This is a genomic window from Cupriavidus sp. FW305-46 (assembly GCF_058787075.1).
Genome location: NZ_JBYSZI010000002.1, coordinates 200,655 through 215,293 on the forward strand (window position 1 = coordinate 200,655; position 14,639 = coordinate 215,293).

At 68.3% G+C, this 14,639-nt stretch carries 11 protein-coding genes; 8 read left to right on the forward strand and 3 right to left on the reverse strand.

Features of this window, described 5'->3' with window-relative positions:
* Both AC3WON_RS01920 and AC3WON_RS01925 read left to right on the forward strand, forming a co-directional pair.
* A complete protein-coding gene (locus AC3WON_RS01920) occupies positions 1–1,962 on the forward strand; it encodes a glycosyltransferase (protein WP_492319086.1) in 1,962 nt (653 codons plus the stop codon).
* A 39-nt stretch (positions 1,963–2,001) separates the two neighbouring features.
* Positions 2,002–3,789: an efflux transporter outer membrane subunit gene (locus tag AC3WON_RS01925; protein ID WP_492350995.1), complete on the forward strand. Its 1,788-nt coding sequence runs from the start codon at positions 2,002–2,004 to the stop codon at positions 3,787–3,789.
* A 29-nt stretch (positions 3,790–3,818) separates the two neighbouring features.
* Here the strand turns inward: AC3WON_RS01925 and AC3WON_RS01930 are convergent, their stop codons facing one another.
* On the reverse strand, positions 3,819–5,036 hold the full coding sequence (locus AC3WON_RS01930; RefSeq protein ID WP_492319084.1) for an acetyltransferase domain-containing protein: 1,218 nt from the start codon (positions 5,034–5,036) through the stop codon (positions 3,819–3,821).
* A gap of 2 nt (positions 5,037–5,038) precedes the next feature.
* Complete coding sequence (locus AC3WON_RS01935; protein WP_492350996.1) at positions 5,039–7,222, reverse strand: TonB-dependent siderophore receptor; 2,184 nt, start codon at positions 7,220–7,222, stop codon at positions 5,039–5,041.
* A 99-nt stretch (positions 7,223–7,321) separates the two neighbouring features.
* On the opposite strand from AC3WON_RS01935, the gene AC3WON_RS01940 reads away from it, so the two are divergent.
* Both AC3WON_RS01940 and AC3WON_RS01945 read left to right on the forward strand, forming a co-directional pair.
* Positions 7,322–7,744, forward strand: a complete 423-nt coding sequence (locus tag AC3WON_RS01940; protein ID WP_010814233.1) for a Fur family transcriptional regulator — start codon at positions 7,322–7,324, stop codon at positions 7,742–7,744.
* Positions 7,745–7,876: 132 nt separating this feature from the next.
* Positions 7,877–8,752, forward strand: a complete 876-nt coding sequence (locus tag AC3WON_RS01945; protein ID WP_492319082.1) for an EamA family transporter — start codon at positions 7,877–7,879, stop codon at positions 8,750–8,752.
* Here the strand turns inward: AC3WON_RS01945 and AC3WON_RS01950 are convergent, their stop codons facing one another.
* Complete coding sequence (locus AC3WON_RS01950; protein ID WP_492350997.1) at positions 8,753–9,334, reverse strand: GNAT family N-acetyltransferase; 582 nt, start codon at positions 9,332–9,334, stop codon at positions 8,753–8,755.
* Between the two features lie 78 nt (positions 9,335–9,412).
* Between AC3WON_RS01950 and AC3WON_RS01955 the strand changes: the two genes are divergently transcribed.
* The 4 genes from AC3WON_RS01955 (at position 9,413) to nirD (ending at position 14,574) form a co-directional block, all read left to right on the forward strand.
* Positions 9,413–9,898, forward strand: coding sequence for a winged helix-turn-helix transcriptional regulator (locus tag AC3WON_RS01955; protein ID WP_492319080.1), 486 nt, complete (start codon positions 9,413–9,415; stop codon positions 9,896–9,898).
* Positions 9,899–10,217: 319 nt separating this feature from the next.
* A complete protein-coding gene (locus AC3WON_RS01960) occupies positions 10,218–11,537 on the forward strand; it encodes an MFS transporter (RefSeq protein WP_492350998.1) in 1,320 nt (439 codons plus the stop codon).
* Positions 11,538–11,602: 65 nt separating this feature from the next.
* Positions 11,603–14,164 carry a nitrite reductase large subunit NirB gene (nirB, locus tag AC3WON_RS01965; protein WP_492350999.1) on the forward strand — a complete coding sequence of 854 codons (2,562 nt, stop codon included), beginning with the start codon at positions 11,603–11,605 and terminating at the stop codon, positions 14,162–14,164.
* 26 nt (positions 14,165–14,190) lie between these two features.
* Entirely contained in the window at positions 14,191–14,574 is a 384-nt protein-coding gene (gene nirD, locus AC3WON_RS01970) for a nitrite reductase small subunit NirD (RefSeq protein WP_492319077.1), read from the forward strand.
* The last annotated feature ends 65 nt before the right edge of the window (positions 14,575–14,639 follow it).

Here is a 14,639-nt window from a genome sequence, read left to right on the forward strand (position 1 = left end):
ATGTTCGCCCTGTTTCTGGAAAACCAGACGCTGCTGGTCATCAACGGCGGCGTGCTGCTGGCGATGGTGCTGCTCTCGATGCTGTGCCGGCAAGACCGGCCGGCGGACCGCGTGCTGTTCGGCGGCGTCACCGCCTTGCTGCTGGCGGTGTACCTGACCTGGCGCATCCGCGAAACACTGCCGGACTGGCAGATGACCTTCGCCAGCGTGTGGGCCCATGTGTTCTTTGCCTTCGAATGCATGACGCTGGCCTATACGCTGCTGTCGATCGTGGTGCTGGCGCGCACCAGCAACCACACCCCCGACGCCGATGCGGGCGAGGCCGCCTTGCGCCGCGCGAAGCAGGTGCCGCCGGTGGACATCTTCATCGCCACCTACAACGAAGGCCTGGACATCCTGGAGAAGACCATTGTCTCGGCGCTGGCGATAGACTATCCCGACTTCCGCGTCTGGGTGCTGGACGACACCCGCCGCGACTGGCTGCGCGAGTTCTGCGAACGCGTCGGCGCGCACTACGTGACGCGCCCGGACAACGCCCACGCCAAGGCCGGCAATCTCAACAACGGCCTGCGCCACAGCGCCGCGGCCGGCGGCGCGCCCTACATCCTGGTGCTGGACGCCGACTTCGCACCGCATCGCAATATCCTGCTGCGCACCGTGGGCCTGTTCAGCGATGCGCGCGTGGGCGTGGTGCAGACACCCCAGTTCTACTACAACGCGGATCCGATCCAGTACAACCTGCGCGCCACCGAATGCTGGGTCGATGAACAGCGCGCCTTCTTCGACGTGATGCAGCCGGCCAAGGACGCCTGGGGCGCGGCGTTCTGCATCGGCACCTCGTTCGTGGTGCGGCGCGACCTGATCGACCTGATCGGCGGCTTCCCCACCGGCACGGTGACCGAGGACATCCACCTGACCTACCGGCTGCTGCCGCACGGCTATATCACGCGCTGGCTCAATGAGCGCCTGAGCGTGGGCCTGTCAGCCGAAGGCCTGCCCGAGTACATCAGCCAGCGCAGCCGCTGGGGGCTGGGCACGATCCAGGTGGCGCTGACCGCGGACGGGCCGCTGCGCGGGCGCGGCTACACCGGGATGCAGCGGCTGCACTACGTGCACGGCCTGCTGCACTGGCTGTCGCGGCCATTCACGCTGATGCTGCTGGCAGGGCCGCTGCTGTACTGGTACCTCGGCGTCTCCACGCTTTACGGCGAGCCGCTGCAGTTCCTCGCCTACGGCCTGCCGGCGCTGGTGGCGTACTGGGCGTACAGCATCTGGATCACCGGCCAGCGCGCGCTGCCGATCTTCACCGAAGTCACGCAGATCGTGGCGGCTCTGGCCGTCACCGCATCGCTGGTGAGCGCGATGTTCAAGCCGTTCGGGCGGCCGTTCAAGGTCACGAACAAGGGGCTGGACCGCTCCAAGCTGGTAATCCACGGCAAGTTCGCGGCGCTGTACGCGGGGCTGCTGGGCTTCTCCGCGCTGGGACTGGGCCGCGCCCTGGTGGTGGACCCCGATGCGCAAGGGCTCGCCTTCAACACCATCTGGACCGGGGTGGCGCTGATGCTGTACCTGGCCTCGCTGCTGGTCTGCGTGGAACTGCCGCGCCCGCGCAAGGAAGAGCGCTTCCCGCACCGCGCGGCAGCGCTGCTGCGCGTGCATGGCAAGGAATACCGCGTCACCACCAGGGATCTTTCCTGCAACGGCGTGGCCGTCACCACGCCGCTGGCGCCGGCCATTCCCGCCGGCACCGAGGGCGCGCTGTGGCTGGCGCAGACCGGCTGGATCCCGTGCCGCGTGGTGCGCCGCGACGGCCAGTTGCTGGGCATCGCCCTGAACGCCGGCATGGCGGCGCGCCACGCGCTGATCCGGCTGCTGTTCACCGATCCCGCACACAACATTGCCCGGCAGGGGCAGCCCAAGCTGGCGCTGTCGCGCTTTGTGCGGCGCGCGCTGCTGGGCTGAACCATGCCAGATAACAATCCCCACTCTCCGGAACCATCCATGCGAAGCCTGCCACGCCCCCGTACCCTGCCCCCGCCGCGCCTGCTGCTGCCCGGCGCACTCGTGCTGGCCCTTGCGGCCTGCACGCTCGAGCCGCAGTACCAGCGCCCCGACGCGCCGGTCCCGTCAGCGTGGCCGGAAGGCGCTGCCTACCGCACCCCGCAGGCCGGCGCGGCACAGCCGGGCCAGCCGGCCCGACCCGCCGGCCCTTCGGCCGCGGACCTGGGCTGGCGCGATGTTTTCGTCGACCCGCAACTGCGCCAGCTGATCGAACTGGCGCTGGCCAACAACCGCGACCTGCGCATGGCCACGCTTGCCATCGACGAAGCGCGCGCGCTGTACCAGATCGAGCGCGCGGCGCAATTCCCCACGGTGGATGGCAATGCCGGCATGGTCTCGCAGCGGCTGCCGCAACGGCTGCGCGCGGCGGGCCAGTCGCCGCAGATCACCACCTACAACGCGGGCATCGGCTTCACCGCGTTCGAGCTTGATTTCTTCGGCCGGGTGCGCAGCCTCAAGCATGCCGCGCTCGAGGAATACATGGCTACGGAAGAAGCGCGCCGCAGTGCGCAGATCAGCCTGGTGTCCGAGGTGGCCAACGCCTACCTGACGCTGCTGGCCGACCGCGCACTGCTGAAGCTGTCGCAGGACACGCTGAAGACACAGCAGGACGCGGCAGAGATGGTGCGGCGCGGGCGGCAGGTCGGTGCGATGGCGCAACTGGACCAGCATCGCGCGCAAACCCAGGTGCAGACCTCGCAGGTGGGCGTTGAGCAATACACGCGGCAGGTGGCCCAGGATGAGAACGCGCTGTCTTTGCTGATCGGCGGCCCGTTGCCGAAATCCGTGACCGATGCCGGCGCGGCAACTGCCAACGCCAACGCGGCCGCGCGAGATCCGCTGGACGCGCGCGCCTTGGTGAGCGAGTTCCCCGAAGGGCTGCCGTCCAGCGTGCTGGTGCGCCGCCCCGACATCCTCAACGCCGAGCACCGCCTCAAGGCGGCCAACGCCAATATCGGCGCGGCGCGCGCGGCGTTCTTCCCGCGCATCTCGCTGACCGGCGCGCTGGGCGTAGCTAGCAGCAGCCTGGCGGGGCTGTTCTCCGGCGGCATGGCATGGGTGTTCGCGCCGCAGCTGACCGTGCCGATCTTCGACGCCGGGCGCAACCGGGCCGGGCTGGATGCGGCCAACGTGCGCAAGGACATCAACATCGCCAACTACGAGAAGACCATCCAGACCGCGTTCCGCGAGGTCGCCGACAGCATGGCGGCACGCGCCACCTACGAGCGCCAGGTGCAGGCGCAGGAAGCCCTGGTGCGCGAAGGCAGCGAGACCCGGCGGCTGTCGGAAATGCGTTTCAAGAACGGCGTGGACGACTACTTCGGTGTGTTCGACGCCCAGCGCCAGCTCTACACCGCGCAGCAGGCGCTGATCACGTACAAGCTGGCCGGCCTGACCAGCCGCGTATCGCTGTACAAGTCGCTGGGCGGCGGCTGGCGCGAGGTGACCGAGGCTGCGCCGGCGGCCAATGGCGGCGCACGCCAGGCACCCGCCGCGCGGCCGCAAGCCGCGGCACAGCCCCAGGCGGTGGCACGGCCTCAAGCCGTGGCACAACCTCAGGCCGTAGCGCGGCCCCAGGCCGTGGCGCAGCCTCAAGCCGCCGCACAGCCTCAAACCGTGGCACCGGCCCAGGCAGCAGCCCAGCCCCAGGCTGTAGCGCAACCCCAGGCTCCGGCGCAATCCCCGGCGGCGGCACAGCCGGCACCCGTCGCGGCTACGCCGCGCTAAGCTAGGGGCGTGCGGGACCCAGGCGCTGATCAGAAGTACTTCAGCCAGCGCCAGTCCCGCCGCCTTGCCTTCAGCGCCGCGAACCAGCGCACCGCCGGCCACAGCGCCAGGGCCAGCACGGCCGCCCCCAGCCACAGCTGCCAGACGTGGTCGAGGCCGAACACCCTGCCCTGGTTCAGGCCCCAGCGGTGCACGCAGGCCTGGTACAGCCCCTGCAGCACGTAGAGGTGCAGCAGGTAGAAGAACATCGGCACGGCGCCGAACACGGCCAGGCGCCGCGCGATCCAGCCGCCCTGCGCTCGCTCCAGCCACGCCAGCAGCAACCAGCCCACGCCCAGTGTCAGCAGCAGGAACAGCAGCGACGGCGGGTATTTGGTGACGTTGAGGAAGCTCATCGCGGTATGCAAGGCATCGCTGCCCGCCAGCCATTTCTGCTCCTGCCCGTAGCCGTTCAGCGCGCGCAGCACCGCAAAGCCTGCCAGCGCCGCCAGCCCGCGACCAGCCAGCCGCTGCTGCCGTACCGCGGCAGGCACCGTGGCGGCAAACCACGGCCCCGCCGCATAGCCCAGCGCGATCACGCCGATCCACGGCAGCACCGGGTATGAGGTACGCACCCTGAAGCCGTCAGCCACCTCGATCCAGGTGCGGTCGTGCAGGATGGCCCAGGGCACGTGCCAGGCGCTGTCAACCGGGAAATGCAGCGGACTCAGCAGGTTGTGGCCGGCAACAAGCGCAATGCCCGCGGCAATCAGCACCGCCCGCGGCAGCCACACCAGTGCCGCCAGCGCCATCATGCTCAGGCCGATGGCCCAGATCACCTGCAGGTAGATCACCTGCGGCGGCAAGGTCCCGGTCCAGGCAAAGCCGACCAGCGTCACCTCCAGCAGCACCAGGAACACGCCGCGCCTGAGCAGGAAGCCGCTGACGGCGCGCCGGTCGTGGCCGGCGGCACCGTAGAGCCACGCCGATACGCCGGCCAGCCAGATGAAAACCGGTGCGCACAGATGCGCGGCGAGCCTGCTGAAGAAAAGTGCCGGAGAGGTCGTGGCGACATCCATGGGATCGGCCACCTGGACGTGCAGGAAGAACATGTCCCGCACGTGGTCCAGCAGCATGATCAGGATCACCAGTCCGCGCAGAGCGTCGATGGACAGCAGCCGGCCGCCGGCCGGCCGCGCGACCGCGGCAGAAGGGAAGACTGTCGGAGAAGACTGGGGCGCGGCAGTGCGCACCTTGGCTGGCAGCATCGTCAATAGCTCAGTTGCACGCCCAGCCGCACGCTGCGGCCCGCGCCCGGCGCAATCCACAGGCTGCTGTACGAACTGGCGTAATAGGTCTTGTCGAACAGGTTGCCCACGTTGAGCGACACGCGCACATTGCGGCTGTATTGCCAGTAGCCATGCAGGTCCACCAGCACATAGGCCGGCAGCGAGAAGCTGTCCTGCACATCGCCCGGACGCCGCCCCACGTAGCGCAGGCCGGCCCCGACGCCATAGCGCTGGCCCACCGGCGCGGCATCCTCATACACCGCCAGCACGCTGCCGCTGGTGCGCGGCACGTTGGACAGCGGCGTGCCGGCGGCAAGTCGCGTGTCCTGCGTGATCTCGGCATCGGTCAGCGCAAAGCTGCCCGACACGCGCCAGTGCGTGCCAAGCTGCCCGGCCACGTCCAGCTCCAGGCCGCGGCTGCGCGCTTCGCCGGCGGCGATATAGAAGGACGGATCGGACGGGTCGGTGGCCAGCACATTGCGCTTGCGGATCTCAAAGATAGCCAGCGTGGCGCCGGTGCGGCGGTCCTCGCTGTCGAACTTGATGCCGGCCTCCACCGCGCGGCCGCGCTCGGGGTCGAACGGCTGGCCCGCGGCGTCGGCGCCGGCATTGGGACGGAATGACTGGCTGGCATTGGCAAACAGCGACACGTTCCGGCTGGCCAGGTAGCTCACGCCCACGCGCGGCGACACCGCGCTCTGGTGCTGCGTGGTGCGTGTGCCGCGCAGGTGGTTGTCCAGCGACTGGTCGAAGGCGTCGAAGCGCACGCCGGCCAGCACGCGCCAGCGCTCGCCCAGGCTCAGCTGGTCCTGCGCGTAGGCGCCGAGATTGCGCTGGCGCTCGTACGTGTCCATGTTCCACGGCATCGGCGGCGCCGGCTGGCCATAGGCCGGGTCGTAGATGTCGATCGCGTACGGCGCCGCGGCGCTGGGGTTCTTGCGCAGGATCGCCATGGTATTGCCGAAGCGGTAGGCATCCACCCCCATCAGCAGTTCATGCCCGACCGGGCCGGTGCTGAACTTGCCGGTCACGCTGGCCTGCAGCGAGACATCGTCCGACTGGAAGTCGCGGTAGCGGCGCTGGCGCCAGAGCGTGCGGCCGTCGGCGGCCAGTGAAGTCGCCTCGCTGCTATGCCCCGTCAGCGCGCCGCCGCGATACGACAGGCCGAGCCTGCCCTTCCAGTTCTGATTGAACTGGTGCTCGACGCTGAACTGGTGCGACTGGCTGTCCAGCCGCATGTCGCCGTCGCCGGGCTCGCCCAGGTAGCGCGAGCGCGGGATGCGGCCCAGCTGGCCGTTGACGGCCACCACGCCGCGGTCCATCGGCGTGGTGTAGCGCTGGAATTCGGCCGCGTACTGCAGCACGGTGTCGTTGCCCAGCGTCCAGGTAAACGACGGCGCCACCAGGGAGCGCTGGCTGTTGATGTAGTCGCGCGTGCTGCCCTGGTGGTCGGCCACGGCGATCAGCCGGCCGGCCACGTTCTCGCCGAGCGGGCCGGTGACATCGGCCGTGGCACGATAGCCGTCGCGCGGGCCAAGCTCGAAGCCATAGCGCTGCGCGGGCCGGAACTGCGGCTGGCGCGTGACCACGTTGAAGGTGCCGCCCGGCTCGCTGGTGCCGTACAGCGATGACGTCGGGCCCTTGAGCACTTCCACGCGTTCGATCGTGGCCGCATCCATCGGCGCGGTATAGCCGCGGTTGGCAGCAAAGCCGTTCACCAGGTAGCCCGCGCCGGTGTTCTCATGGCCGGTGAAGCCGCGCATGGCAAAGTTGTCCCAAAGGCCGCCGAAATTGTTCTGGCGTGCGATGCCGCTGACATAGTCGAAGGTCTGGTCGAAACGGGTCGCGGCGATATCGTCCAGCATGGCACGTGGCACCACGCGCACCGACTGTGGAATTTCGCGCAGCGGCGTGTCGGTGCGGGTCGCGCCGGAGGCGTCGGGCGGGTTGTATGATGCGGAGGCCGTGCCGACCACCGACACCGCCGGCAGCGTAATATCGGAGGCCTCGGCGGTATCCGCCGCCTCGGCCAGGCCGGACATCGCCAGCATCAGGGCGGCCACCGGCCGCAATGAACGCGCCTGGACCGGGCGCAAGTCTGGCACAACAGGCAGGAACGAAAACGGCGCGCGGCGCCGGGCACGGCTGAGCTGCGCAAGCAGCATAAGGAACACCCCAATAAAAACGAGTCGCGGCGGCGGCCATCCGACTGGCAAACCGCAGCGACCCACTAATGATAATATTTTCTCATTAAGATTCTAGTCATGGAACGCATGACCCGTCAACGCGGCGCCGTCATCGACGCGCTGCGCGAAGCCGGCCGGCCCCTGAGCCCGGCCGAGATCCTGGCCGCGGCCCAGCACCAGGTGCCCTCACTAGGACTGGCCACGGTCTATCGCAACATCCGTGCCCTGGTGGAAGGCGAGCAGGTGCATGCAGTCGAACTGCCGGGCCAGCCGGACCGCTATGAATTGTCGGAAGTGCCGGGTGCCGCGACCCACCGGCACTATTTCCAGTGCCTGTCGTGCGACCGCGTCTTCCCGCTGGAAGGGTGCCCCGGGCATCTGGAAGAGATCACGCCACCGGGTTTCGAAGTGGAGCACCACGAGCTGACGCTACTGGGGCGTTGCCCGGACTGCGCCAGCAAGCCCGGCAAGCGGCGCAAGGCGGCAGCTCGGGACCACTGAACGGCGGGCGTACTCGGGGCACGGCCAACTGTACTGAGCCACTGGTCCACACCTGTATATGGCGCCCGCGCCGTGCTTGCCGCATGATGCGGCAGCATTGCACAGGCCACGCCAAAAAACGGGATCCCCAAATTGCCGCAAACCGCCGCCCACCGTCGCTCGACCCTGCTCGCCGTGCTGGCCCTGACCGGCTCGATGGCCTCGCTGTGCATCGGCACCTCTTTTGCCAAGAGCCTGTTCTCGGCGCTCGGGGCGCAGGGCACCACGGCGCTGCGGGTGAGCTTCTCCGCGCTGATCCTGCTGTGCGTCTGGCGCCCGTGGCGCATTCCGCTGACACGAACCAACGCGCGCGCGATCGCGCTGTACGGCGCGGCGCTGGGCGCGACCAACCTGCTGTTCTACATGTCGCTGCGCACCATCCCGCTGGGGCTGGCGATCGCGATCGAGTTCACCGGGCCGCTGGCGGTCGCGGTGCTGTCGTCGCGGCGCGCGATCGATTTCCTGTGGATCGCCTTTGCGGTGGCCGGGCTGCTGCTGTTGCTGCCGGTCGGCGATGCCGCCGGTACGCTCGATCCGGTGGGCATCGGCTATGCGCTGGCCGCGGGCGTAGGCTGGGCGCTGTATATCGTGTTCGGGCAGATGGCAGGCAACGCCCACGGCGGGCAGGCCACCTCGCTGGGGCTGACCATGGCGGCGCTGGTGGTGCTGCCGTTCGGGCTGGCGCATGCGGGCACCGCGATGTTCAGCCCGACGCTGCTGCTGTTCGGGCTGGCGGTGGGCATCCTGTCGAGCGCGATTCCCTATTCGCTGGAGATGGTGGCGCTCAAGCGCCTGCACCGGCGCACCTTCGGCATCCTGCTGAGCATGGAGCCGGCCATGGGCGCGCTGGCCGGGCTGGCATTCCTGCATGAACAGCTGAGCGCGCTGCAATGGCTGGCGATCGCCAGCATCATCACGGCCTCGGTAGGTTGCACCATGACCTCGCGCGGCAAGCGCGACGCCAGTTGATCAGCGCGCGCCGAACCAGTCCGCCGGCAGCCGCTGCGGGCTGCGCGCCGGCTGGCCAAGCGCCAGCGTGACTTCATGCAGGTAGCTGTCCTCCGGATTGCGGCGGCTGGCAAAGCCGAGGCCGCGCAGGATGGCCAGCATGCGGCGGTTCTCGCTAAGCACGTCGCCGCGCAGGGTGCGCAGGCCGGCCGCGCGCGCCAGTTCGCACAGCCTGGCGATCAGGCGCCGCCCCAGTCCCTGCCCTTGCCAGCCGTCGGCAACCACCACGGCAAATTCCCCGACCTGCCCGGACACCACGTATTCCGCGCTGGCGACAATGGCTAATACACCAGCTTCGTCGGGCGCCTCTACCACCAGCGCCACGCCGCCCGGCCCGGGTGCGGCCAGACCCTCGACAGTCTCGTCCACCACGCGCCCGCCGCTCAGGAAGCGGAAGTAGCGGCTTTCACGCGAGAGCCCGTCCACCAGCGCACGCAGTGCCCCGCCGTCCTGCGGCCGCGTATGGCGCAGCGTGACCTGCACGCCCCGTCCCACCGTCCAGCTTTCCGCCTTGCCCGTGCGGGTCTTGCCCTGATCATCCATGCCGGCACCATCTGGATTCAAAATTCGTAGTCAGAGTATAGGAGATAACCTGACTTTTGCAAATGAAGTCAGCGTGCTATGCTTGCCGGCATCATGACCCTCAATGCGTCCGACCTCCGCCACTGCTCGATTGCCGCGACGCTGTCGCTGATCGGCGAAAAGTGGACGATCCTGATCCTGCGCGATGTCTTCCATGGCGTGACGCGCTTCGACGACTTCCTGCGCCGGCTCGAATGCTCGCCCGCGGTGCTGTCCGCGCGTCTCAAGACGCTGACCGACGCCGGCCTGCTGCGCAAGGTCGGCTACCGCGAGCCCGGCGAGCGCGAACGCTTCGAATACCGCCCCACCCGCGCCGCCGTGGAGTTGCTGCCGGTGCTGGTCGGCCTGATGCAGTGGGGCGACAGCCACATGGCCCCGTCCGGCGAAGGCCCGGTGCAGATACGCTCGAGCGCCAGCGGCAAGCTGGTGCGCGCGGCATTGGTCGACGAGGATGGCGCGGAAGTATCGCCGCGCGATATGCGGATCGTCCCCGTCAACGCCCAGCCCCCGGCTTCGGACCAGTAGCACCGAGCGCGCTGCTGCATCGCACCAGCGCAGCCCACCGCACTGCACCATGAGTGTGCCGCCAGCCCGGCGGCCGCCCCACCACAGCGCATCCCGGCATCACTCCGCCGTACCCCGGCGCAACAAGCCCCCATTCATCGTCACATACCGGCCTGGCACACCCCTTGCGTAACAGGGTACGGGCCCGTCAACGGCGACCGGCCCACCCCACATACGCAGCCCCTATCCCATGTAGTGGCTGTCAGGACAACGGCGTCCCCTGAACTGGCCTGAGCGGCCTGGTCTGCGGGACGCCATTTGTTTTTTGGAGCCAAGGACGATGACCGCCAAAGCCACCCGCATCGAGCTGCTGAGCTTTAGGACCCCGCAGATGCGCGCCTTCCACCTGACCTGGATGGCGTTCTTCGTCTGCTTCTTTGCGTGGTTTGCCTGCGCGCCGCTGATGCCGGTGCTCAAGGGCGAGTTCGGCCTGACCCCGGGCCAGATCGCCAACATCAATATCGCGGCGGTGGCGGTGACCATCCTGGTGCGCCTGGTGATCGGCCCGATGTGCGACCGCTTCGGCCCGCGCAAGACCTATACCGGCCTGCTGGCGCTGGGCGCGCTGCCGGTGCTGGGCGTGGCGCTGGCACAGAACTACGAGACCTTCCTGACCTTCCGGCTGCTGATCGGCGCAGTCGGCGCCAGCTTTGTGATCACGCAGTACCACACCTCGGTGATGTTCGCGCCCAACGTGGTCGGCACCGCCAACGCAGCCGCGGCCGGCTGGGGCAATGCCGGCGGCGGCGCCGCGCAGGCCATCATGCCGCTGCTGCTGGCCGCCGTGCTGATGCTCGGCGCCGACCAGGCGTTCGGCTGGCGCTTCGCCCTGCTGGTGCCGGGCGTGCTGATGCTGATCATGGCCGTCATCTACTGGCGCTTCACCCAGGACTGCCCGGACGGCAACTACTCGGACCTGCGCGCCCGCGGCATCGCCATCACCGGCAAGGACGGTGGCAAGGGCGGCGGCTGGGCCAGCTTCCGCGCCGCCAGCGCCAACTATCGCGTGTGGCTGCTGTTCATCACCTACGGCGCCTGCTTCGGCGTTGAGATCTTCATCCACAACATCGCCGCGTCGTATTACGTCGACCGCTTCGGCCTGAGCCTGAAGGCCGCCGGCATGGCCGCCGCGAGCTTCGGCCTGCTGGCGCTGTTTGCCCGCGCCCTGGGTGGCTGGCTGTCGGACAAGGCGGCGCGCCGCCGCGGCCTGGACGCACGCGCCACGCTGCTGTTCGTGCTGATCCTGGGCGAAGGCCTGGGCCTGCTGTGGTTCGCGCAGGCCGGCAGCGTGACGCTGGCGGTGGTCGCGATGCTGCTGTTCGGCCTGTTCACCCACATGGCCTGCGGCGCGACCTACGCGCTGGTGCCCTTTATCGACCGCAAGGCGCTGGGCGGCGTGGCCGGGATCATCGGCGCGGGCGGCAACGTTGGCGCCGTCGCCGCGGGCTTCCTGCTCAAGGGCCTGGGCGACCTGCAGCACACGCTGACGGTGCTGGGCGTGCTTGCCACCATCGCCGCACTGTGCGCCATCGCCATCCGCTTCAGCGCCGAGCACAAGGCCCAGGAGCAGGCGCTGTACGACAGCGCGCTGGCCAACTGATTTTGAAGCATCGCCCCCACAGCACAACAAGCAGCAAAGACTGACTACCGGACAAGGAAAGCATCATGAAACTGATCATCGTCGGCCACGGCATGGTGGGTCACAAGTTCCTGGAATGCCTGGCGGAAGCCGGCGCGCAGAACGTGGAAGTGACCGTGCTGTGCGAAGAACCGCGTCCCGCCTACGATCGCGTGCACCTGTCCGAATTCTTCGCCGGCAAGTCGGCCGAGGACCTGTCGCTGGTGCCCGCCGGCTTCTTCGAGCAGCACAACAACATGCTGCTGCGCCTGAACGCGCGTGCGGTGGAGATCGACCGCGCCGCGCGCATGGTGAAGGTGTCGACCGGCGAGACCCTGTCCTATGACAAGCTGATCCTCGCCACCGGCTCCTACCCCTTCGTGCCGCCGGTGCCGGGCAAGGACCGCAAGGACTGCTTTGTCTATCGCACCATCGAAGACCTGGAAGCGATGCGCGAATGCGGTGCGCGCTCGAAGACCGGCGTGGTGGTCGGCGGTGGCCTGCTTGGCCTGGAGTGCGCCAAGGCGCTGCGCGACATGGACCTGCGGACGCACGTGGTCGAGTTTGCGCCGCGCCTGATGGCGGTGCAGGTCGACGAAGGCGGCGGCCGCATGCTGCGCCAGAAGATCCATGGCCTGGGCGTGACCGCGCACACCGGCAAGAACACGGTGGAGATCATCGACGGCGAAGACGGCACCCACCGCATGGTGTTTGCCGACGGCACCCACCTCGACACCGACATGATCGTGTTCTCGGCCGGCATCCGCCCGCGCGACGAACTGGCCCGCACCAGCGGCCTGGCGGTGGGCGAGCGCGGCGGCATCGTGGTGGACAACCAGTGCCTCACCTCGGACCCCGACATCTACGCCATCGGTGAATGCGCGCTGTGGCAAGGCAAGATCTACGGCCTGGTGGCGCCGGGCTATGACATGGCCCGCGTCGCCGCGCGCCACCTGCAGGGCGAAGCCGCCGAGTTTGCCGGCGCCGACATGAGCACCAAGCTCAAGCTGATGGGCGTGGACGTGGCCAGCATCGGCGACCCGCACGGCACCGTCCCGGGCGCGCGCTTCTACCAGTTCTGCGACGACCGCAAAGAGGTCTACAAGAAGCTGGTGGTGTCCGACTGCGGCAAGTACCTGCTGGGCGGCGTGCTGATCGGCGACGCCAGCGAGTACGGCACGCTGCTGCAGATGATGCTGAACAAGATCGAGCTGCCCGAGTCGCCCGAATTCCTGATCCTGCCCGACAGCAGCGGCAAGGCCAAGCCCGCGCTGGGCGCCGATGCCCTGCCCGACACCGCCCAGATCTGCTCGTGCAACAACGTCTCCAAGGGCGAGATCTGCGGCGCGGTGTGCGACGGCGCCACCAGCATCGGCGCTCTCAAGACCTGCACCAAGGCCGGCACCGCCTGCGGCGGCTGCGTGCCGCTGGTCACGCAGATCATGAAGGCCGAGATGAAGAAGCAGGGCATGGCCGTCAACAACCACCTCTGCGAGCACTTCCCGTACTCGCGCCAGGAGCTGTACCACTTGGTGCGCGTGGGCAAGTTCAAGACCTTCGATGCGCTGCTGGAAGCGCATGGCAAGGGTATGGGCTGCGACATCTGCAAGCCCGCGGTGGGCAGCATCCTGGCCTCGTGCTGGAATGAATTCGTGCTCAAGGAAGAGCACGCCAGCCTGCAGGACTCCAACGACTACTACCTGGCCAACATCCAGAAGGACGGCACCTACTCGGTGGTACCGCGCATGCCGGGCGGCGAAGTCACGCCCGAGGGCCTGATCGCGGTCGGCCAGGTGGCCAAGAAGTACGGCCTGTACACCAAGATCACCGGCGGCCAGCGCGTGGACCTTTTTGGTGCACGCGCCGAGGAACTGCCCTTCATCTGGGAAGAACTGATCGCCGCCGGCTTTGAATCGGGCCATGCCTACGGCAAGGCGCTGCGCACGGTGAAGTCGTGCGTGGGCTCCACCTGGTGCCGCTATGGCGTCGGCGATTCGGTGGGCCTGGCGATCGAGCTGGAGAACCGCTACAAGGGCCTGCGCGCGCCGCACAAGATCAAGTTCGGCGTGTCCGGCTGCACCCGCGAATGCGCCGAGGCGCAGGGCAAGGATGTCGGCGTGATCGCCACGGACAAGGGCTGGAACCTGTACGTGTGCGGCAACGGCGGCATGAAGCCGCGCCATGCAGAACTGCTGGCCAGCGACCTGGACCACGACACCCTGGTGCGCTACATCGACCGCTTCCTGATGTTCTACGTGCGCACCGCCGACCGCCTGCAGCGCACCAGCGTCTGGCGCGACAACCTCGAAGGCGGCCTGGACTACCTCAAGGCCGTGGTGCTGGACGACAAGCTGGGCCTCGCCGCCGAACTGGAAGCCGAGATGCAGCACGTGGTCGACACCTACGAAGACGAATGGAAGAAGGCCGTGACCGATCCCGAGACGCGCAAGCGCTTCCGCCATTTCGTCAACAGCGACCGCCGCGACGACAACGTCGCCTTCATCGAAGAGCGCGGGCAGATCCGCCCGGCCACGCCGGAGGAACGGAAATTGCATCGTTCCCGCCTGAGCCAGATTCCCGTGGTTGCCATGCCCGCAAAAGCAGCCTGACCGTGCCCGCAAACAAGGAGAACGTGATGAGCCATCCCCACCATCCTGAGACCTGGACCGCCGTCTGCACCGTACGCGATATCGTGCCCAATACTGGTGTGTGCGCGCTGGTCGACGACAAGCAGGTCGCTGTGTTCCGCATCGGCCGTGGCGACGAGGTCTACGCCATCGACAACTTCGATCCCAACTCGCAGGCCGCGGTGCTGTCGCGCGGGCTGGTCGGCAACCTGGGCGAGCGCCTGGTGGTGGCTTCGCCGATCTACAAGCATCACTTCGACCTGCGCACCGGCGAATGCCTGGAAGCGCCCGAGCAGTCCGTCAATGCCTACGCCGCACGCGTCTATGACGGCAAGGTCTGGATTGCCGCCGGCGTGGCCGTGAGCGAGGCCGAGGAAGAACTCGCAGCCTGACACCGGCGGCCATTTGATGTTCCCCCTGTCCTCAAGCCACGCCAACGGAGATGCCGGCATGACGC

What these genes read in the sequence shown, in the direction of transcription:
- AC3WON_RS01920 (WP_492319086.1), top strand. Translation starts at nt 1, where the DNA reads ATGTTCGCCCTGTTTCTGGAAAACCAGACGCTGCTGGTCATCAACGGC.
- AC3WON_RS01925 (WP_492350995.1), top strand. Translation starts at nt 2,002, where the DNA reads ATGCGAAGCCTGCCACGCCCCCGTACCCTGCCCCCGCCGCGCCTGCTG.
- AC3WON_RS01930 (WP_492319084.1), bottom strand. Translation starts at nt 5,036, where the DNA reads ATGCTGCCAGCCAAGGTGCGCACTGCCGCGCCCCAGTCTTCTCCGACA.
- AC3WON_RS01935 (WP_492350996.1), bottom strand. Translation starts at nt 7,222, where the DNA reads ATGCTGCTTGCGCAGCTCAGCCGTGCCCGGCGCCGCGCGCCGTTTTCG.
- AC3WON_RS01940 (WP_010814233.1), top strand. Translation starts at nt 7,322, where the DNA reads ATGGAACGCATGACCCGTCAACGCGGCGCCGTCATCGACGCGCTGCGC.
- AC3WON_RS01950 (WP_492350997.1), bottom strand. Translation starts at nt 9,334, where the DNA reads ATGGATGATCAGGGCAAGACCCGCACGGGCAAGGCGGAAAGCTGGACG.
- AC3WON_RS01955 (WP_492319080.1), top strand. Translation starts at nt 9,413, where the DNA reads ATGCTTGCCGGCATCATGACCCTCAATGCGTCCGACCTCCGCCACTGC.
- AC3WON_RS01960 (WP_492350998.1), top strand. Translation starts at nt 10,218, where the DNA reads ATGACCGCCAAAGCCACCCGCATCGAGCTGCTGAGCTTTAGGACCCCG.
- nirB (WP_492350999.1), top strand. Translation starts at nt 11,603, where the DNA reads ATGAAACTGATCATCGTCGGCCACGGCATGGTGGGTCACAAGTTCCTG.
- nirD (WP_492319077.1), top strand. Translation starts at nt 14,191, where the DNA reads ATGAGCCATCCCCACCATCCTGAGACCTGGACCGCCGTCTGCACCGTA.